Here is an 18,368-nt window from a genome sequence, read left to right on the forward strand (position 1 = left end):
CGTAAGAGAGATCCTTGTACGGTGTACGAGACCGAGTCCCGTACACCGTACAAGGAGTGCTGTCCATGACGGCGACGACCGCCGCGTCCTCACCCCCGGCCGCCACCGGCGGCCACCCGCAGCGCTGGCTGATCCTCGGCGTCATCTGCCTCGCCCAGCTCACCGTGCTGCTCGACAACACCGTCCTCAGCGTCGCCATCCCCTCGCTGACCTCGGAACTCCACGCCTCCACCAGCGACATCCAGTGGATGATCAACGCATACTCGCTCGTCCAGTCCGGCCTGCTGCTCACCGCCGGCAACGCCGCCGACCGCTACGGCCGCAAGAAGCTCCTCGCCGCCGGCCTCGCGCTCTTCGGCCTCGGCTCGCTCGCCGCCGGACTCGCCGACTCCACCGGCCAGCTGATCGCCGCCCGCGCCGGTATGGGCGTCGGCGGCGCGCTTCTCATGACCACCACGCTCGCCGTCGTCATGCAGATCTTCGACGACTCCGAGCGGGTCAAGGCCATCGCGCTCTGGTCCACCGTCAGTTCGCTCGGCTTCGCCGCCGGACCGCTGATCGGTGGCGTGATCCTGAACCACTACTGGTGGGGAATGATCTTCCTCATCAACATCCCGGTGGCGCTGATCGGCCTGGTCGCCGTCCTCAAGCTCGTACCGGAGTCGAAGAATCCGCAGGGCGACCGCCCCGACCTGCTCGGCGCGCTGCTCTCCACCCTCGGTATGGCCGCTGTCGTGTACGCGATCATCACCGGCCCCGAGCACGGCTGGACCTCCGCCGAAGTGCTGGTCCCGGCCGCCATCGGTGCCGTCGTCCTCGGCGCCTTCGCGCTGTGGGAGCTGCGCATCCCGTACCCGATGCTCGACATGCACTTCTTCCGCAACCAGAAGTTCATCGGCGCAATAGGCGGTTCGCTTCTCGTCGTCTTCGGCATGGGCGGCTCGCTCTTCCTCCTCACCCAGCACCTGCAGTTCGTCCTCGGCTACGAGCCGCTGGAGGCCGGCCTGCGGATGGCGCCGCTCGCGCTGACGATCGTCGGTCTCAACCTGACCGGTGTCGGCCCGCGCCTGGTCATGAAGATCGGCACTCCGCCCGCGGTCCTGCTCGGCATGACCCTGGTCTCCGGCGGTCTCACCTCGATCGCCGTCCTCGGCGGCGGTACGGACGGCAGCTACGGGGGGATGCTGCTCGGCCTGGTCCTGATGGGCGCGGGCATCGCCGTCTCCTCCCCGGCCATGGCCAACGCCATCATGAGCGCCATTCCGCCGGAGAAAGCGGGCGTGGGCGCCGGTATCAACGGCACCCTCGCCGAGTTCGGCAACGGCCTGGGCGTCGCCGTCCTCGGCGCCGTCCTCAACGCGCGGTTCGCGGCGCTCGTCGCCGTCACCGCGACCTCGCTGCCCGCGGCGCTCGCTGCGGCCGGCAGCGACGCCGAACGGCAGCAGATCTCCGAATCCTTTGCCTCCGGCCTGCAGACCAGCCAGCTGGTCGGCGCGATCGCCGTCTTCGCCGGTGGTCTGCTGGCGGCGGCGCTGCTCAAGCGCGCGGAGCGGGGAGAGAAGGAGCGGTCCGAGAAGAAGGCGGTCGCTGCATAGCATGGTGACGAACTGCCGACGGTGAACCCACGGAGGAACGCGATGGTCAAGGCCGCCGACCGGGCCAAGAACCCGGCGCGTTCCAGCGTGTGGCTGGAGCAGCCGGCCGCCCGCGCGGGGGGCGGCCCGGCCGGTCTCGACCGCGAACGGATCGTGGCGACCTCGATCCGGATCCTCGACGAGGAGGGCCTGGCCAAGCTGTCGATGCGCAAGCTCGCGGCCGAGCTGGGCGTCACGGCGATGTCCCTGTACTGGTACGTGGACACCAAGGACGACATCATCGAGTACGCCCTCGACGCCTGCTACGGGGAGATCGACCTCGACGCGGTCGACGCCGCCGGGGACTGGCGCGACCGGGTGCGCGTACTCGCCCTGGACTACCGGCGGATGCTGGTGCGCCACCCGTGGATGTCGCCGTGCGCGGGCCAGTACCTGAACATCGGCCCGCACGCGATCGCCGTGTTCGTCAAGATCCAGGAGGCGATCAGGGACACCGGCCTGTCGATCGACCGGCAGCCGAGCGCGATGTCGGCGGTCTTCCAGTTCGTGTACGGGTACGGGACGATCGAGTCCCAGTTCGGGCGCCGGGCGGCCGAGGCGGGCATGTCGCAGGACGACTTCTACGGCGAGGCGATGACCGCGTTCCGCGACGATCCGCAGTTCGTGGACGCGCTCGAACCGATGGCGGAGCTCCTCGACGAACGGGCCTCGCACGGCAGCGTCAGCGAGATCTGGGACCGCGACTTCGACTACGCCCTCGATGTGCTGATCGCGGGCATCGAGGCCATGGCCGCCCGCGGCAAAGCTCGCGGCAAAGCTCGCGGCAAGGAGAACTGACGGAGCGACGGGCCGTCCCTTACCCGCCGCTCCGTACCCGACCCGGCCGCGCCTCCGCTCGGAGCGCGGCCGGGAGCCTTTCACCTCTCCTGGCTGCTGCTGCTCTTCAGCGCGACCTCCTTGATGAACAGCGTCACCAGGAAGGCGAGCAGCGCGAACGGCGCCGAGTAGAGGAAGACGTCCCCGACGCCGTGTCCGTACGCGCTCTCCATGACGGTACGGATCGGGGCCGGCAGCCTGTCCATGTCCGGGATCGAGCCCGCGCCCGCCCCACCGCCCTGGCCGAGCGCACCCGCCGCCTTCGGGCCGAGGGCGGCCATGCCGTCCTGGACGTAGTGCGTGACCCGGTTGGCCATGACCGCGCCGAGCGCCGAGACACCGACCGCACCGCCGAGGGAGCGGAAGAACGTGACGACGGAGGACGCGGCGCCGAGGTCGGCCGGGGCCACCTGGTTCTGCGTGCAGAGCACCAGGTTCTGCATCATCATGCCGAGGCCCAGACCCATGACGCCCATGAAGAGCGCGATGTGCCAGTACGCCGTGTCGTAACGGATCGTGCCGAGCAGCCCGAGCCCGCCGGTCGTCAGCGCACCGCCGCTGACCAGCCAGGCCTTCCAGCGGCCGGTCTTGGTGATGACCATGCCGGAGACGGTCGAGGAGACGAACAGGCCCGCGATCATCGGGATCGTCAGGACGCCGGACATCGTCGGCGACTCGTTCCGGGCCAACTGGAAGTACTGGCTGAAGAACACCGTGCCGGCGAACATCGCGACACCCACGAAGAGCGAGGCGAGCGAGGCGAGGGTGATGGTGCGGTTGCGGAAGAGGCGGAGCGGGATGATCGGCTCGCTCGCCCTCGACTCGACGAGGAGGAAGAGCGCGCCGAGGACGACCGCACCGCCGACCATGGCGGCCGTCTGCCAGGACATCCAGTCGTACTTGTCACCGGCGAAGGTCACCCAGATGAGGAGGAGCGACACGGCGGCGCTGATGAAGAAGGCGCCGGTCCAGTCGACCTTGACCTCGCGACGCTTCACGACAGGGAGCTTCAGGGTCCGCTGGAGGACCAGGAGCGCGATGAGCGCGAAGGGCACGCCGACGTAGAAGCACCAGCGCCAGCCGAGCCAGTCGGTGTCGGTGATGACACCGCCGAGCAGCGGGCCGCCGACCGTGGCGACGGCGAAGGTGGCGCCGAGGTAGCCGCTGTACCGGCCGCGCTCGCGCGGGGCGATCATCGCGGCCAGGATGATCTGCGAGAGCGCGGTCAGTCCGCCGACGCCGATGCCCTGGACGACACGGCAGGCGATGAGCATGCCGGTGTTCTGGGCGAGACCGGCGACGACCGAGCCTGCGACGTAGATGACCAGGGCAATCTGGACCAGCAGCTTCTTGGAGAAGAGGTCCGCGAGCTTGCCCCAGAGGGGGGTGGTGGCGGTCATCGAGAGAAGCGCGGCGGTGACGACCCAGGTGTACGCGGACTGGCCGCCGCCGAGGTCCTTGATGATCTCCGGCAGGGCGTTGGAGACGATCGTCGAGGACAGGATGGCGACGAACATGCCGAGCAGCAGCCCGGAGAGCGCCTCCATGATCTGCCGGTGCGACATGGGCGCACCGTCGGAGCTGTGGCCGCCCGCCTGCGCTGGCGGGGCGGGGGTGGTCGTGGCCATGAACGTCCTTTGCTGTTACGCGCTGGGCTTACGCGTGGTGGGCCCGGCAGTCTCCGAAGGCGTCGCGGAGGCGGGCGAGGAGGGCGGTGAGGAGTTCGACGTCGTCGTCGGACCAGTCCGTGAGGCTGCGGGCGAACGTCTCGGTCACCCGGCGGTCGAGCTCGGCGAGCATGTCGTGGCCGGCGGCGGTGAGCCGCAGGATCCGGGAGCGCTTGTCGGCGGGATCCGGGAGCCGCTCGACCCAGCCGTGCTCCACGGTGTGTGCCACATGCCGGCTGCTGACCGACATGTCGACGGCCATCAGCTCCGCGATGCGGCCCATCCGCATGTCGCCGTGATGCTTCAGGAGCGCCAGTACGGCGGCGGATCCGCCCTGGCACTCGACGGGCAGAGCGCGGGCGAGCCCGCGCTTGACGGCGCCGATGGCGCTCACCTGGCGGGCGAGGTTCTCGTAGCGGTTCGGCGTGTCCACGGGCACTCCCACATCTTGTTGCTTAGGGCAACCATAGAGTTGGATGGTTGCTCCAGGCAAACTAAATCGGTCAAACCGCGCTAAAGAATCGGCAAAGGGGGTGGGAGGGCGGAGGGGGACGGGTGCAACCGCGAGGCCCCGCCCGGTCGTGCCGGGCGGGCGCCTGCGCGTCTCCGGTGACCATGTCGTCGTGGAACGTGCGGACGGGTGAGCGCCCTGTGAAGACCCTCCGCGCCCCACTGGACCCGATGGGGGCCGGGTTCGCTAGGGTCTGGGCCCATGGCACACAACCCCCAAGCACCGTACGGCCAGGGCCCGGCGAACGACGGCGGCTACGACCCCGCCGGCAGCACCCAGATGTTCCGCGCCTTCGTCGACGAGGGCGCCCCGCAGGGCGGCGCCCGCCCGGCGGCGACCCCCCAGTCCTCCGGCCCCCGGGTCGGCCTCATCGTCGGCGTGATCGCGGCGATCGCCGTCCTGGCGGCAGTGGCCTGGCTGGCCTTGGGCTGACGGGGCTGGCGGGGCGGGGTTTCTGAGGCACCCACAGTCCGGGCCCCTCGCGGGCTTCTGGCTCGGCCGCCCTCGTTCCGAGTGTGGCGACCGGAGGCGGCGCGTCAAGGGCGCTCCTCCGTCGCGTCGCTGCGCGATCGGCTCCGCCGACCCTTGACCCGCCGCCTCCGGTCGCCTTTTCACACTCGGAGGGCGGCCGGGGGCGTGGCCACGCGCCAACTCTCGTGCTGCTGGGATGGGTTCGGCGCCTGCGGGCGTGTGGGTGGTTCGCGCGGCAGTGGCATGGGGCGGCCCGGCTCAGCGGCTGACGGCGGGTCGGCGGCCGGGATTCATGCCCCGCTGGTCACCCTGGGTGGGTGGTGCATCAGATCTCCCGAAAGATCAGAGCTGCGCCGAGTGCGGCTTCGGCCGGAACGAAGGGCTCCCCTCGGGCCGTCTTGCGTACCGGCAGTCCGTTCTCCGCAAGCAGCGCACGCACCCGAGCGATGTCGGGGACAGTGACTGTGCAGGCGACCAGCGCCGGGAGCGCGGGCGGTTCCTCACCCGGCAGCAGATCCGCGAGGTCGGCCTTGGTCATGAGGGTGACCGGCCCCTCGGCGGAGATCGGCCTGCCCAGATACCGTTCGTACCGCTCGCGAACCAGGGGGAGTTGTCCGCCAGGTGCGCACAGCACCACCTCGACGAGGTCCTGGGCGCCGTTGGGGTGGTCGAGGCGACGGGTGTGCTGGAATTCAGGGCTCAGGTCGGCGACGACGCCGACCCGGCCTTCCGGCGCTCCGTCGATCTCCAGGTAGCGGACGAGTTCCGTGCGTACGCCGTCGGGGGTCTCGACCGGCCGGCCGACGGTGTTCACCCCGCCGTGTCCGACACCGGCGGCGGTGAGCCGGTCCGCCGCGCCGTCGACGTCCGGCGAGGAGAACATCAGGATGTGCAGCCCCTCGAAGCGATCGCGCCATCCGCCGAGCTGGGCACTGGTCGCCTCGATCCGCGACACGAGCATGGGGAGCTTCTCCGGCGGTGCCTGGAGTGGAACGATCCGGGCGTCGGTTGGGAGACCCGCTGTGTTCCCGGGCTTCACCGGGGTCACCAACTCGACGAAGCTCCGGGACAGGTCGGCGTGGGTGTTCGCTGCCCCGAAGGGCTCCGGCGCCGCCCCCTCGCGGGGTGCCAGCGCCGGCACACTGGGCGGCGGAACGTGAAATCCCAACCGCCGGTAGACGGCTATGGCCTGTGCCATGTCACTGACGACGTGGCCGACGTGATGTAAGCGCGTGATGTCGTGAGGCATGGCCTCACCGTAGGCGACGCCCACCCCCGACTCAGGTCGCCACCATCCCCCGACCGACGCGGTACGCGAACTCGGCACCACCCGCGCCCACAAGGTCGCCGACAAGGTCGACCACAAGGTCGGCTGAGCCGTGACGGCCGGGTCGAAAGCAGGCCCGCACCGTCCCGAACGCGTGTGTCACCGGTTCGGATCGCTCGCCAGGCGGTGGGGGCGGCCAGGAGGGATGCTGGAATTCGCCCGCGATCAGATCGGACCGGGCACGGATTCCGAGGAGGCACCGGGATGCCGACGCTCCCCTGGACCGCCACAGAGGCGGGCTCCGGCACGGCAGGTCCGCTGCCCGACGAGGTGCTGGTCCTCGGATCCCGCCTCGTTCTGCGCAAGGCCTGGGACATTCCCCGCTTCTTCGCGGCGGCTCAGCCCATTCGGCGGCAGGTCCTGGCGGCCGACGGGTGTCTCGGCATGTCGCTGAGGGTCGATCCGTTTGCCAAGACCTTCTGGACGCTGTCCGCCTGGCGTGACCAGGCCGCGTTGGACGCGTTCGTACGAGCCCAGCCGCACGAGCGGACCATGCGGGACTTCAGCGCACGGCTACGTGACCCGGTCATCATCAGCTGGACCGTGCCCGGCAGCGCCCTGCCGTTCGACTGGTCCGATGCGGTCGACCGGATCACCGGACACGCCTCCCGGTGACTCTCGGAAGACCCACCGAGGGTGACCAGCTGCACCACCGCAAGGGACTTGAGGGCCTTCGGTGATCGACGACGCCCCCGCCGCTTCAGAATGTCGCGCCGGACCTGTCACACCGGTGCGGTGCGCTCCGTCAGGGGAGTAGGCGCGCGGGAAGAGCACCCGCAGCCACCCGAGCCGAGGAGCCTCCGATGTCCACCTCATACATCGTCGTCACCGCCGTCGCCGCGTTCATGGTCGGCTTCTCCGCCGTCTCGGTCTTCGCCAAGGCCGCGTTCGTCGTCGAGCCGCTGGCCGAGTACGGCGTCCCCCGCTCCTGGTGGACCTGGCTCGGAGTGGCCAAGGCGGCCGGCGCGGTGGGCCTCGTGGTCGGCCTGTGGGTCCCGGCGATCGGCCTGACGGCGGGGATCGGTACGGTCCTCTACTTCGCCGGAGCCGTCATCACCGTGATCCGCGCCCGCCGGTACCCGCACGTCGCGGCGCCGCTGATGTACGCCGCCCCGGTGGTCGCCGCCCTGGTCCTCGCCTGAGCGCGGTCGGTCACCGCACCAGCAGGTCGATCACGCCCGTCAGGTCCTCCTCGCCGCTGCCCTCGGCCAGGCGGCGGCGCATCAACTCGAAGTAGGGGCTGAGCAGTTCCGGGCTGACACCCTGCTGCTCGGCGGTGCTCAGGAAGGTCGGCGTGCCGGCCACCTGCATGGCGAGGTTGGAGACGACACCCTTGGTGTAGTCGCCGCTCCGCAGCTGGTCGGCGGTCTGGTGAACCGCCGGGGCCATCGCGACGAGCCAGTCGGCGAGCAGCGGGGCGAGCGACGCGGGGTCGATGTCCTCCTTGCGGATCAGGGCGAAGGCGTGCGCGGCCCCTGCGAACATCCCGTACATGGCACTGAGCAGGGCCACGTCGTGCAGGGCCGCGAAGCCCGCGTCCTCGCCGACGTAGGTGGTGCCGGCCGGGACGCCCAGGGTCCCCTGGTGTCGCTCGAACAGCTTTCGCGAGCCGCTGTAGAAGACGTAGCCGCCGGCTTCCGGTACGCCGATCATGGGAGGGACGGCCATGATCCCGCCGTCCAGGTAGCGCGCGCCGCGCTCGCGGGCCCACTCGGCGCGGACACGGGCCTGGGCAGGGGTGCTGGTGGTCAGGTTGACCAGGTCTCTGCCGGCCAGGTCGGTGCCGGTCAGCACCTCGTCGATCGACGCGTCGTCCAGCAGACAGACGACGATCAGGGTGCTTGCCGCCACCGCGTCAGCGGCGCTGTCCGCGACCTTCGCGCCCTCGGCGGCGAGGGCGGCGGCGCGGGCCGGAGTGCGGTTCCAGACGGTGAGCGGGTGGCCGGCGGCAAGCCAGGTACGGGCCAGCGCGGCGCCCATCGCGCCGAGGCCGAGGAGCGTGACGGGGGTCTTCTCAACAGTGTTCTGTGTCATGCCGATCAGGCTGGTCCCAGGCCCGGAAGTGATCAAGTACGCACTTCGGAGTGGGTGGTTACCCTGAGGTGAGCGAGCACGTCAGAGGGGTGGGGCATGACGACGCTGAACCGGCCGGGCACACCAGACGGACACGTCTGCGGGATCGACACCGCGATGGAGGTGATCGGCGGCAAGTGGAAGGTACTGATCCTCTGGGCGCTCCACGAGCACCCGTGCCGCCGCTTCGGCGAGCTGCGCCGACTGCTTCCGGGGGTCACGGAGAAGGTGCTGGCCTCTCACCTGCGCGAGATGGAAGCGGACGGCGTCGTCCACCGCGTCTCCTACGACGAAGTGCCGCCCCGCGTCGAGTACTCGCTGACCGAGGACGGCACGCGCCTCAACGACGCACTCCAGCCCCTGGCCGCCTGGGGACGCGAACGGCCGATCACCTCGCGGACCAGATGATGATGCCCGATCACCTGTCGGTGATTCCGCCACCGTCCACCCCGCCCTTTCGGAGAGCGAGAACGACAAGCAGCGTGAAGGCGGCGACGGCGCTGATCGTACGGGCGTCGTTGAAGAGCTCCCAACGTTGCAGGAGCTTCGCGGTGTCGGGGTCGGGCCCGTTGACCGCCCACTGCTTGATCCTGCCGTTGATCGGCACGTTGCCGAAGCGGGTGATCAGGAAGGACGCGAAGGTGAGCGCGCTTGCCGTCGCGGCCAGGGCGCGGGTCCGGCCGTGGGTGAGGATGGCAAGGGTGAGTGAGCCGAGGGTGGAGACGACCATCGCGCCCTGCACGGTGATCCCGTTGATCTTCATCAGCTCGGCGTGGAAGTCGAACCGCATGTCCTGCGGTACGGCGTCGAAGGTGGGGACGAGGTTGGCGGCGCCGTAGCCGAAGGCGCCGGCGAGCAGGCCGGTGGCGAGCAGGGCGATCCCGTGGACGAGTCGGACGCGCATGCGTCAGGCCTCCTTGGATGGGCGGGTGGCGGGCGGGCACGGTGCGGGACGGGGTCGGGTCACAGGGCCTCGTCCCCGTCGCCGGGCGCGGGAAGGGCGCGTGTGAGCTGGTGCGCGCGGCGCATGCGGCCGTCGTTCGTGAACTCACCGAAGAGGTGCACGTCGGTGGCGGTGGCGCCGCCCTTGCGGGTTCGGGCGTGGATGGTGAGGCGGGCGGCGACGTGGGTGCCGTGGGCGACGGCTTCGTGCACGTCGAACCGCCAGTCGGTCACGTTCCTGCGGACCGGTCGCAGGTGGGCGAGGAGCCGGCCGTGGTCGAGCCGGATGCCGTCGCTGATCTGGACGATGTCCGGTGTGAAGTGGCGCTCCATCACCTCTTCGGGTGGGTCGCCGCGGACCGTGGACGCGGTGAGGGAATCGAAGAACGCGGCGATGAACGCCACGGGGGCGGTGTCGGCGAAGGGCGGCATGGCTCCCCCAGGGGACTCGGGCCGGATGGCGGCTCGGAAGGGGCCGGACCCGGCTAGGATCTCTTACACACCTGTAAGGTATGCGCGTCCATTAATTCTGACAATGGTGTAAGAGATGATGTCCTCAGGGGAAAGCGGTCGCCGGCGCCGGGCGGATGCCGAGCGCAGCAGGGCACTCGTCCTCGACGCCGCGGTCCGCTTGCTGCGACAGCGTCCCGACGCGGGCATGGAGGCCATTGCGAAGGCCGCAGGGGTGACCCGCCAGACCGTTTACGCCCACTTCGCCTCGCGTGACCGCCTCTTGGCAGCCGCCGTCGACCGGATCACCGCGGATGCCGTCGCCGTCCTGGACGCCGCTGTGCTCGACGAAGGGTCGGCCACAGCCGCATTGCTGAGGTTCCTCGACGCGTCGTGGCGGTCGTTCGAGGACAACGCATCGCTCCTCCAAACCGCCGCCGGCACCCCGCCGCCGCAGGCCCGCGACCGCGACGGCGGGGCCCCGGACCCCCACGGACCCGTCACCGAACGCCTCACCCGGCTCGTCGAACGGGGCTGTCGAACGGGCGAGTTCACCACCGACCTCTCGCCGCACTGGCTGGTGTCCGCGATGGTCGCCCTCGGCCACGCCGCAGGCGAAGAGGCGGCATCCGGCCGCATGACGCTCGCCGACGCAGAGGCCGCCGCCCGCCTCAGCATCCTCCGCCTCCTCGGCGCCCGACCGGACCCGGAAGAAACGCCCTAGCTGAGCCGGCCGCACGTGCCCGTGCCGGGCTGTGTGGTGTGCGGGGAGCTCGCGGTTCAGCGTCCTGTTGCGCCGGCACCGTACCGAGCATCACCCCTCGGTCACTTCCACACCGCCGTGACCTTCTGGGTATCGATGTGCATGCCCAGCGGGACCCGCCAGGAGTCCACGCAGACCGTGTACGTCTTGCTCCGCGCCGTTCTTGCCGCGATGGGGGCGGGCAGAGGCTGGGCCGATTCGATCGTCGCCCAGTCGATGCCGAGCGCGCCGATGATGTGCGTGGCGAAGGTGACCGTTCCCGAAGTGGCCGCCGTGCCCCCGGTGTTCCGGAAGGTCAGGGTCACCTGCTCGCACCATCGTGTGTCCGCGTCCGTGAGTACGGGAGCGGAGAGGGTGAGCGTGGCGGGGCCGGCCGGGGAGGTGGTGGGCGGCGGGGCTGGTGTCGTCGTGCCGGGGGGCGGCGCGGTCGCCGTGTGGGGCGGGTTCGTGCCGGGCGTGGCGGGCGGGGTGGTCGTCGTCCCGGGGTGTGGGGCTACCGGGGCCGTGCTCGTACCCGTACCTGTATCCGTACCCGTTTCCGGATCCGTACCGCCACCGGGCGGTGCCGGGGTCGTACCCGGTGGGCGTGGTGAGGGCGACGACGTGCTGGAGGTCGTGCCGCTCGCGGACGCGCTTGGGCCGTCGAGCGGGACCAGCGTGACCGATCCCGTTGGCGCCACCGCGTCCTTCGGGGAGGAGCCCGCGCCGACCGCCGCGTAACCCTCGCCGTCGTTACCGCTGCCGCACGCGGTCAGCGCTCCGCCCAGGCAGAGCGCGACCACCGTCAGAAGGGACCTCTGTCGTCGCCGCATGGCGTCAGTCTGGCTGACGGACCGTCAGCAGGGAAGCCTCAGTCGGCGATCAGGCCCTGTCGCAGCTGCGCCAGCGTCCGCGTGAGGAGACGCGAGACGTGCATCTGCGAGATGCCGACCTCCTCGCCGATCTGCGACTGCGTCATGTTGGCGAAGAACCGCAGCATGATGATCTGCCGTTCCCGGGGCGCGAGTTTGGCGAGCAGCGGCTTCAGCGACTCGCGGTACTCGACGCCTTCCAGCGCCGTGTCCTCGTACCCGAGCCGGTCCGCGAGGGAGCCCTCGCCGCCGTCGTCCTCCGGGGAGGGGGAGTCGAGCGAGGAGGCGGTGTACGCGTTGCCGACCGCGAGGCCGTCGACGACGTCCTCCTCCGACACCCCCAGCACGGCGGCGAGTTCGGGGACGGTGGGCGAGCGGTCGAGCTTCTGGGCGAGCTCGTCGCTGGCCTTGGTGAGGGCCAGGCGCAGCTCCTGGAGGCGGCGCGGGACGCGCACCGACCAGCTCGTGTCGCGGAAGAAGCGCTTGATCTCGCCGACGACCGTCGGCATCGCGAACGTCGGGAACTCCACGCCGCGTTCGCAGTCGAAACGGTCGATGGCCTTGATCAGACCGATCGTCCCGACCTGGACGATGTCCTCCATCGGCTCGTTCCGGGAGCGGAAGCGGGCCGCCGCGTACCGCACGAGCGGCAGGTTGAGCTCGATGAGGGTGTCACGGACGTAGGTCCGCTCCGGGCTGTCCGCGGCGGCTCCGGCGTCGTCCAGGGCGCGCAGCCGGAGGAAGAGGGAGCGGGAGAGCGTACGGGTGTCGAGCGCTTCCGGCGTGACGACAACCGGCGCGGGGGCCTCGACGGTCTCCGCCGACGGCTGGACCGGCATCGGTGCCTGCATCGGTACCGGCGTCGCCGCGGGCGTGAGCGTGAGCACCTTCGAGCTGCCCTGTTCTGCGGACATGCCACCCCCTTGAGGTCGCGGACGGTCGCGGCGGCCACGACCATCGGAGGAACGCAGCCTCCACCTGAATACCGGAGGCGGGGCTGCGGCAAACGCGGTTCCAGCAGAATGTCACATGTCGGCAACACGCTGTAGTGACTTGTCGACACAGCACGCTGTGATATCCGCAGGAAACAAGGGGTGTACGGCATTTGGGGAGCCCGAAACCCGCTCAGAACTACTCCGAACCGGTCTACCCGTTTCAGCTACGCCTCGATCCTGTTTGCGGATCTCAATCGGGCGAAGCTGCGGGCGAGGAGCCTTGACACATGCATCTGCGAGACGCCCAGCTCCTGGCTGATCTGAGACTGCGTCAGATTGCTGTAGTAACGGAGCATCAGGATCCGCTGCTCGCGCTCGGGCAGCTGGACGAGCAGATGCCGTACGAGATCCCGGTGTTCGACGCCGGCCAGCGCCGGGTCCTCGTAGCCGAGCCGGTCGAGCAGTCCGGGCAGCCCGTCGCCCTCCTGGGCGGCCTCCAGGGAGGTGGCGTGGTACGAGCGTCCCGCCTCGATGCAGGCCAGTACCTCGTCCTCGCCGATCTTCAGGCGCTCGGCGATCTCGGCGGTCGTGGGGGAGCGGCCGTGGGCCGTGGTGAGGTCCTCGGTGGCGCCGTTGACCTGGACCCAGAGCTCGTGGAGCCGACGGGGCACGTGGACGGTGCGGACGTTGTCGCGGAAGTACCGCTTGATCTCGCCGACGACAGTGGGCATCGCGAAGGTCGGGAACTGCACGCCGCGGTCCGGGTCGAAGCGATCGATGGCGTTGATCAGGCCGATGGTGCCGACCTGGACGACGTCCTCCATCGGCTCGTTCCGGGAGCGGAAGCGGGCCGCCGCGTACCGCACGAGGGGGAGGTTGGCCTCGATCAGCGCCCCGCGGACGCGGTCGTGTTCCTTCGTGCCCGGCTCGAGCCCCTTGAGCTGGCCGAAGAGCACCTGGGTCAGCGCGCGGGTGTCGGCGCCCCGGCTGGACTGCGGCCGGGTGGACTGCGGGCGATGGGGCTGGGGCTGGTGGTGGGCGCGCGCGGTGTCCGGGCCGCCGGCCTCGTTCTGGGGCGGGACCTGAGGCGCTGTACTGGCCGGCACGTTCACGCCACCCCTTAGCTGGTCAACTACGGTCAACTCATCCGTCAAAAGCGGTCATAGCATCACAAGACATGTCCACTGTGTGCAAGCACCGCATAGCGTCGTGTTGGCGACAAAAAGCCCCCCGCCGTAACGGCGGGGGGCTCGGAAGGCGGAGGGAAGGCGGAGAGGCTAGAACGCGTAGTCCGCGATCACCCACGTGGCGATCTCGCGCCACAGGGCGACACCCGCCTGGTGGGCGGGGTGGTCCAGATAGCGCTGGAGCGCATCGGCGTCCTCGACGGCCGAGTTGATGGCGAAGTCGTAGGCGATGGGGCGCTCGCTGATGTTCCAGCCGCACTCCCAGAAGCCGAGCTCCGGAATCTCCTTCTCCAGCCCGTCGAACGCCGCGGCGGCGGCCACGGCACGCGGGTCGTCCTTCGCGATGCCGTCGTTGAGCTTGAACAGGACCAGATGGCGGATCACAGCAGGACTCCTCGTCGGTGGTTCTAGTTGACGAGTTCGGTCATGAACTCGCCGACGCCCTGTGCGGCGGACGATATGCCCTCGAACCCTACCTGGACGAGATCGGCGGCCCTGTCCGGGGAATTGATGATCGTGTACAGCACAAAGACAACGAGCGCGTAGAGCGCGACCTTCTTCGCTTGCGCCATCTGCCGCGCCCTCCCCTGTCTGCACCCCTGCGTGGACGCGTGAGTCTAACCGAGGCACTTCGGCCGGCTCACGGGGACTTTATGGGCCAAGGGCCCGGAGAACGGGGCCTTTTGCCGCCCCCCGGAAGGGTGACGGTCCGGTTCTCGTCGCGGATACGCCGAAGGGCCCGGTGCGATGCACCGGGCCCTTCGATCGAAGCGGTAGCGGAGGGATTTGAACCCTCGGTGACTTGCGCCACACTCGCTTTCGAGGCGAGCTCCTTCGGCCGCTCGGACACGCTACCGAGAGAGAGCTTAGCCCAAACATGCCGCTGCGATGAAATCCGTATCGCTTCCCGGGTCAGCGCGTGCGGAAGAAGGCCGTGAGCTGCGCCGAGCACTCCTCTGCGAGGACGCCGTGGATCACCTCGGGGCGGTGGTTGAGCCGCCGGTCCCGTACGAGATCCCAGAGCGAACCGGCCGCGCCCGCCTTCTCGTCGAGCGCGCCGAACACCAGCCGGTCGACCCTGGACTGCACGAGCGCGCCGGCGCACATCACGCAGGGCTCCAGGGTCACGACGAGCGTGCAGCCGGTCAGCCGCCACTCCCCGGTCCTCGCCGCGGCCCGGCGCAGGGCCAGGACCTCGGCGTGCGCGGTCGGGTCGCCGGTCGCCTCGCGCTCGTTGTGCCCGACGGCGAGGACCGTGCCGTCCGGGGACAGCACGACCGCGCCGACCGGTACGTCACCGGCCAGCGCGGCCCGGTCGGCCTCGGCGAGAGCGAGCCGCATGGCCCCACGCCAGGGATCCCGTACGGGATCGGGCTCGGGTACGGGGTCTGCGTCTGGATCGGGTACGGGTACGGGATCTGGATCGGATACGGGATCGGGATCGGGATCAGGGACTGGTACTGCTCCGGTCACTAGCGGACGGTCTCCAGAACCTCCGCGGCGCCCAGCGCGTCCGCGATCTCCGCCAGCGCGTCGCTGTCGAGCTCCTGCAGCCGGCTCTCGGACATGCCGAGGTCCGCGAGGATCAGCCGGTCGCCGACCGGCGCGGCGGGGACGGTGTCGGCGGACACGCCCGCCCTGTCGTCCTCGTCGTCGTCCTCCCGGTCGAGAGGCTCGCCGTCCTCCGTGCCGTCGAGGTTGAGGGCTTCCAGGGTGTCGGCGTCGTCCAGGTCGTCCCCGAGGATCTCCTTGGTGAGGATCTCCCCGTACGAGGAGCGGGCGGCGGCCGCCCCGTCCGACACGTAGATGCGAGGGTCGTCCTCGCCCTCGATCCGGAGGATGCCGAACCAGGCGTCCTCCTGTTCGATGAAGACGATCACCGTGTCGTCGTCGACCGAGGCCTCGCGGGCCAGCTCGGTCAGATCCGACAGGGTCTCCACGTCGTCGAGCTCTGTGTCGCTCGCTTCCCACCCGTCTTCGGTGCGCGCGAGCAGTGCGGCGAAGTACACCGTGACTCTCCCACTGATCAGAGGTGTGACGATCCGGCGGCGCGCTTCTGATGCCCCGCCCAATCGGCATCGTGGCAGAAACAGCGGCTTCAGGAGAGGTCTTCGGCTCTTGCGTCGTGCATCAGTCTGATCGAGACGCCCAACGGGTGGGCGCGCGGACCCGGCGCACGGCCCGCGCACAGGCCTGGCGCGCGGGCGGCGCACGCGCCGTCGGCAGGCGCCGCCGCCGTCACCAGCGGAAGGTCCGCATCCGCATGGCCTGGCGCATCCGGGCCGCCCGCGCGCGCCGGGGCTGCACGCGGTCGCGCAGCGCCTTCGCCTCGTGCAGCTCGCGCAGGAACTGGGCGCGGCGCCTGCGGCGCTCCGCGTCCGTCTCCGGCGGTGTCTCAGCGCGCCGTACGTCGGCCGGGTCTTCCGGGTCGGGCATGGGCCACACCACCCCCAGACTGGGTCCTGTGCCCCCACTTTCCCTCCCCGGCATGGGTTGATGCCAGTGCGGGCTACTGTTGGGGCCATGCGTCTCCACGTCGTCGATCACCCGCTGGTCGCCCACAAGCTCACCACGCTGCGCGACAAGCGCACGGACTCCCCGACCTTCCGCCGGCTCGCCGACGAGCTGGTCACCCTGCTCGCCTACGAGGCCACCAGGGACGTGCGGACCGAGCAGGTCGACATCGAGACCCCCGTCACGCCGACGACCGGTGTGAAGCTCTCGTACCCGCGTCCGCTGGTGGTCCCGATCCTCCGCGCCGGCCTCGGCATGCTCGACGGCATGGTCCGGCTCCTGCCGACCGCCGAGGTGGGCTTCCTCGGCATGATCCGCAACGAGGAGACGCTGGAGGCGTCGACCTACGCGACGCGGATGCCGGAGGACCTCTCGGGCCGCCAGGTGTACGTCCTGGACCCGATGCTGGCGACCGGCGGCACGCTCGTCGCGGCGATCAGGGAGCTGATCAAGCGCGGCGCGGACGACGTCACCGCCGTCGTGCTGCTCGCCGCCCCGGAGGGCATCGAGATCATGGAGCGCGAGCTGGCGGGCACGCCGGTGACCGTCGTGACGGCCTCGGTCGACGAGCGCCTCAACGAGCAGGGCTACATCGTGCCGGGGCTCGGCGACGCGGGCGACCGCATGTACGGCACGGCCGGCTAGTACCGGCTAGTACCGGCTAGTACTGGCTAGTACCGGATCTTCAGCACTTCGCGGCGGGCGCGGGCTTGGGGTTGTTCAGAGCGAACAAGGCCGCGTCCGCCGTCGTTTTCGGGTCCAGGGCCTTGAAGGCCGTACCGATGATCAGGTCCACGTCCGCCGTCGCGCGCGCGTCCGTCTTCGTCGTGGCGCCCTTGAGCTGGGTGCCGAGGACCGGGAACGCGCCCTTGGTGGCCCCGGGGGCGCCGAGCAGTACCCCGGCGCCGGCGACCTTCTTGTCGTACGCGGCGGGGGCGTTGCCGACCTTGCCGATGACGAAGCCGCGCTTCTTGAGCTCGTCGGCGGTGGTCTTCGCCAGGCCGCTGCGCGGGGTCGCGTTGTAGACGTTCACCGTGATCTGCGCGGGCTTGGGCAGCGCGGCGACGGGTGCCGTGGTCGCCTTGGCGACCGGCTTGCAGTCGGTGCTCCGGCCGGCCGTCGTCTTCGTGTCGTCGCCGCTGCCGCCGGAGAACACGTCGACGAGCTGCAGCGTTCCCCACCCGGCCGCGCCGAGCACGACCACGGCGGCGCCGGCCGCCAGGATGATCCTGCGTCGGCGCCGAGGGCGTCGCATACGCGGGTAAGTGTCACCCGTGATGCGGTATTTTCCACCCATTCCGGGGGGAGTGAGCATGCTCATGGACGCAGCGTAATGCCGTCGCCCGGGGATGCCTACTGGATGATCATGTGATCGCGTCCGGATGGGCGGGAAGAGCCCCCGAAAGGATCAGTGGCAGGGGTACTGCCGTCAGTCCATCTCCAGGACGCGGGCGTGCAGCACCTGGCGTTGCTGGAGCGCCGCGCGCACCGCGCGGTGCAGCCCGTCCTCGAGGTAGAGGTCGCCCCGCCACTTCACGACGTGCGCGAAGAGGTCGCCGTAGAAGGTGGAGTCCTCGGCGAGCAGCGTCTCCAGGTCCAGCTGGCCCTTGGTGGTGACCAGCTGATCGAGGCGGACCGGGCGCGGCGCGACGTCCGCCCACTGCCGGGTGCTTTCCCGGCCGTGGTCGGGATACGGCCGGCCGTTTCCGATGCGCTTGAAGATCACACGGAAAGCCTACCGGGCAAGCGGCTCCCGGCGCAGCCACGCGGAGCCGGTGCGATGCCGGGGCAAACCGTCACAATTCAGGAACCAGGGGCCCTGTCATGAGCGTGAGCGAGCGGTCTCCGGCCGGTGAGAGCGCGGCGGGGTACGCCTTCTCCGGACCCGCGCTGGAGCTGGGCGCCCTGCTGTGGGACGGGGAATGTCACCCGGACGCGGGTATCCGCATCCCCCTCCCGATGCTCAACCGGCACGGTCTGGTCGGCGGCGCGACCGGCACCGGCCAGACGAAGATGCGCCGGAAGCGGTAAGGGGCGGGGCGGGGATTTCCCCCACCCCGCCCCTTCCCGAAACCCTGACGAGACCGGGGGCTCCGCCCCCGAAACCCCCGCAGCGCGGCAGCTGCGCGCCGCGGGGGAGGCACGGGCGGCCGGGGGTGTTGCCCCGAGCCCGCCGGCGCGGCAGCTGCGCGCCGCGAAGGAGGCA

At 70.4% G+C, this 18,368-nt stretch carries 24 protein-coding genes, 1 tRNA gene and 1 pseudogene; 9 read left to right on the top strand and 17 right to left on the bottom strand.

The features are described from left to right. Nucleotides 1-65 precede the first annotated feature (65 nt). Nucleotides 66-1,595, top strand: coding sequence for an MFS transporter (locus ACZ4VI_RS16360; RefSeq protein WP_467999871.1), 1,530 nt, complete (start codon nt 66-68; stop codon nt 1,593-1,595). A gap of 42 nt (nt 1,596-1,637) precedes the next feature. Further along, nucleotides 1,638-2,432 (top strand): TetR/AcrR family transcriptional regulator, encoded by a 795-nt coding sequence (locus ACZ4VI_RS16365; RefSeq protein ID WP_467999872.1) that lies wholly within the window; start codon nt 1,638-1,640, stop codon nt 2,430-2,432. A gap of 80 nt (nt 2,433-2,512) precedes the next feature. On the opposite strand, the gene ACZ4VI_RS16370 is transcribed toward ACZ4VI_RS16365, so the two are convergent. Together ACZ4VI_RS16370 and ACZ4VI_RS16375 are read right to left on the bottom strand one after the other, a co-directional pair. Beyond that, nucleotides 2,513-4,036: an MDR family MFS transporter gene (locus tag ACZ4VI_RS16370; protein ID WP_467999988.1), complete on the bottom strand. Its 1,524-nt coding sequence runs from the start codon at nt 4,034-4,036 to the stop codon at nt 2,513-2,515. Between the two features lie 91 nt (nt 4,037-4,127). Next, the gene (locus ACZ4VI_RS16375; protein ID WP_467999873.1) at nt 4,128-4,571 is read right to left on the bottom strand and encodes a MarR family winged helix-turn-helix transcriptional regulator; all 444 of its coding nucleotides are present in this window, start codon (nt 4,569-4,571) and stop codon (nt 4,128-4,130) included. 279 nt (nt 4,572-4,850) lie between these two features. On the opposite strand from ACZ4VI_RS16375, the gene ACZ4VI_RS16380 reads away from it, so the two are divergent. Beyond that, nucleotides 4,851-5,081 (top strand): hypothetical protein, encoded by a 231-nt coding sequence (locus ACZ4VI_RS16380; protein ID WP_467999874.1) that lies wholly within the window; start codon nt 4,851-4,853, stop codon nt 5,079-5,081. Between the two features lie 364 nt (nt 5,082-5,445). On the opposite strand, the gene ACZ4VI_RS16385 is transcribed toward ACZ4VI_RS16380, so the two are convergent. Continuing rightward, on the bottom strand, nt 5,446-6,369 hold the full coding sequence (locus tag ACZ4VI_RS16385; RefSeq protein ID WP_467999875.1) for a VOC family protein: 924 nt from the start codon (nt 6,367-6,369) through the stop codon (nt 5,446-5,448). 282 nt (nt 6,370-6,651) lie between these two features. Between ACZ4VI_RS16385 and ACZ4VI_RS16390 the strand changes: the two genes are divergently transcribed. Beyond that, nucleotides 6,652-7,062 carry a putative quinol monooxygenase gene (locus ACZ4VI_RS16390; protein ID WP_467999876.1) on the top strand — a complete coding sequence of 137 codons (411 nt, stop codon included), beginning with the start codon at nt 6,652-6,654 and terminating at the stop codon, nt 7,060-7,062. A 188-nt stretch (nt 7,063-7,250) separates the two neighbouring features. Continuing rightward, nucleotides 7,251-7,589, top strand: coding sequence for a DoxX family protein (locus ACZ4VI_RS16395; RefSeq protein WP_467999877.1), 339 nt, complete (start codon nt 7,251-7,253; stop codon nt 7,587-7,589). A 10-nt stretch (nt 7,590-7,599) separates the two neighbouring features. Here the strand turns inward: ACZ4VI_RS16395 and ACZ4VI_RS16400 are convergent, their stop codons facing one another. Then, nucleotides 7,600-8,481, bottom strand: a complete 882-nt coding sequence (locus tag ACZ4VI_RS16400; protein WP_467999878.1) for an NAD(P)-dependent oxidoreductase — start codon at nt 8,479-8,481, stop codon at nt 7,600-7,602. 96 nt (nt 8,482-8,577) lie between these two features. Between ACZ4VI_RS16400 and ACZ4VI_RS16405 the strand changes: the two genes are divergently transcribed. After that, a complete protein-coding gene (locus tag ACZ4VI_RS16405; RefSeq protein ID WP_467999879.1) occupies nt 8,578-8,928 on the top strand; it encodes a winged helix-turn-helix transcriptional regulator in 351 nt (116 codons plus the stop codon). Between the two features lie 10 nt (nt 8,929-8,938). Here ACZ4VI_RS16405 and ACZ4VI_RS16410 read toward each other — a convergent pair whose 3' ends face one another. Then, complete coding sequence (locus ACZ4VI_RS16410; RefSeq protein WP_467999880.1) at nt 8,939-9,424, bottom strand: anthrone oxygenase family protein; 486 nt, start codon at nt 9,422-9,424, stop codon at nt 8,939-8,941. A 59-nt stretch (nt 9,425-9,483) separates the two neighbouring features. Next, complete coding sequence (locus ACZ4VI_RS16415; RefSeq protein WP_467999881.1) at nt 9,484-9,894, bottom strand: nuclear transport factor 2 family protein; 411 nt, start codon at nt 9,892-9,894, stop codon at nt 9,484-9,486. Between the two features lie 118 nt (nt 9,895-10,012). Between ACZ4VI_RS16415 and ACZ4VI_RS16420 the strand changes: the two genes are divergently transcribed. Beyond that, complete coding sequence (locus ACZ4VI_RS16420) at nt 10,013-10,636, top strand: TetR/AcrR family transcriptional regulator (protein ID WP_467999882.1); 624 nt, start codon at nt 10,013-10,015, stop codon at nt 10,634-10,636. Between the two features lie 101 nt (nt 10,637-10,737). On the opposite strand, the gene ACZ4VI_RS16425 is transcribed toward ACZ4VI_RS16420, so the two are convergent. The 9 genes from ACZ4VI_RS16425 to ACZ4VI_RS16465 form a co-directional block, all read right to left on the bottom strand. Then, nucleotides 10,738-11,487, bottom strand: a complete 750-nt coding sequence (locus tag ACZ4VI_RS16425; protein WP_467999883.1) for a hypothetical protein — start codon at nt 11,485-11,487, stop codon at nt 10,738-10,740. A gap of 38 nt (nt 11,488-11,525) precedes the next feature. Continuing rightward, a complete protein-coding gene (locus tag ACZ4VI_RS16430) occupies nt 11,526-12,440 on the bottom strand; it encodes an RNA polymerase sigma factor SigF (protein WP_467999884.1) in 915 nt (304 codons plus the stop codon). Nucleotides 12,441-12,685: 245 nt separating this feature from the next. Continuing rightward, on the bottom strand, nt 12,686-13,567 hold the full coding sequence (locus tag ACZ4VI_RS16435; RefSeq protein ID WP_467999885.1) for an RNA polymerase sigma factor SigF: 882 nt from the start codon (nt 13,565-13,567) through the stop codon (nt 12,686-12,688). Between the two features lie 171 nt (nt 13,568-13,738). Continuing rightward, nucleotides 13,739-14,032 (bottom strand): Dabb family protein, encoded by a 294-nt coding sequence (locus tag ACZ4VI_RS16440; protein ID WP_467999886.1) that lies wholly within the window; start codon nt 14,030-14,032, stop codon nt 13,739-13,741. A 23-nt stretch (nt 14,033-14,055) separates the two neighbouring features. Then, on the bottom strand, nt 14,056-14,220 hold the full coding sequence (locus ACZ4VI_RS16445; protein WP_175439350.1) for a hypothetical protein: 165 nt from the start codon (nt 14,218-14,220) through the stop codon (nt 14,056-14,058). 199 nt (nt 14,221-14,419) lie between these two features. After that, nucleotides 14,420-14,504, bottom strand: a tRNA-Ser gene (locus ACZ4VI_RS16450). 56 nt (nt 14,505-14,560) lie between these two features. Continuing rightward, nucleotides 14,561-14,989, bottom strand: coding sequence for a tRNA adenosine(34) deaminase TadA (gene tadA, locus ACZ4VI_RS16455; protein WP_467999887.1), 429 nt, complete (start codon nt 14,987-14,989; stop codon nt 14,561-14,563). A 131-nt stretch (nt 14,990-15,120) separates the two neighbouring features. Then, nucleotides 15,121-15,657 carry a tRNA adenosine deaminase-associated protein gene (locus ACZ4VI_RS16460; protein WP_467999888.1) on the bottom strand — a complete coding sequence of 179 codons (537 nt, stop codon included), beginning with the start codon at nt 15,655-15,657 and terminating at the stop codon, nt 15,121-15,123. Between the two features lie 229 nt (nt 15,658-15,886). Beyond that, nucleotides 15,887-16,084 carry a hypothetical protein gene (locus ACZ4VI_RS16465; RefSeq protein WP_467999889.1) on the bottom strand — a complete coding sequence of 66 codons (198 nt, stop codon included), beginning with the start codon at nt 16,082-16,084 and terminating at the stop codon, nt 15,887-15,889. 87 nt (nt 16,085-16,171) lie between these two features. Between ACZ4VI_RS16465 and upp the strand changes: the two genes are divergently transcribed. Next, nucleotides 16,172-16,807, top strand: coding sequence for a uracil phosphoribosyltransferase (gene upp, locus ACZ4VI_RS16470; RefSeq protein WP_467999890.1), 636 nt, complete (start codon nt 16,172-16,174; stop codon nt 16,805-16,807). Nucleotides 16,808-16,847: 40 nt separating this feature from the next. On the opposite strand, the gene ACZ4VI_RS16475 is transcribed toward upp, so the two are convergent. After that, complete coding sequence (locus ACZ4VI_RS16475) at nt 16,848-17,483, bottom strand: LytR C-terminal domain-containing protein (RefSeq protein ID WP_467999891.1); 636 nt, start codon at nt 17,481-17,483, stop codon at nt 16,848-16,850. 108 nt (nt 17,484-17,591) lie between these two features. Continuing rightward, nucleotides 17,592-17,888: a type II toxin-antitoxin system VapB family antitoxin gene (locus ACZ4VI_RS16480; protein WP_009067182.1), complete on the bottom strand. Its 297-nt coding sequence runs from the start codon at nt 17,886-17,888 to the stop codon at nt 17,592-17,594. 98 nt (nt 17,889-17,986) lie between these two features. Here ACZ4VI_RS16480 and ACZ4VI_RS16485 point away from each other — a divergent pair. Next, a pseudogene (locus ACZ4VI_RS16485) lies at nt 17,987-18,175 on the top strand (helicase HerA-like domain-containing protein); the annotation flags it as partial. Between the last annotated feature and the right edge of the window lie 193 nt (nt 18,176-18,368).

The sequence above is a fragment of the Streptomyces sp. NPDC029169 genome, assembly GCF_055563935.1.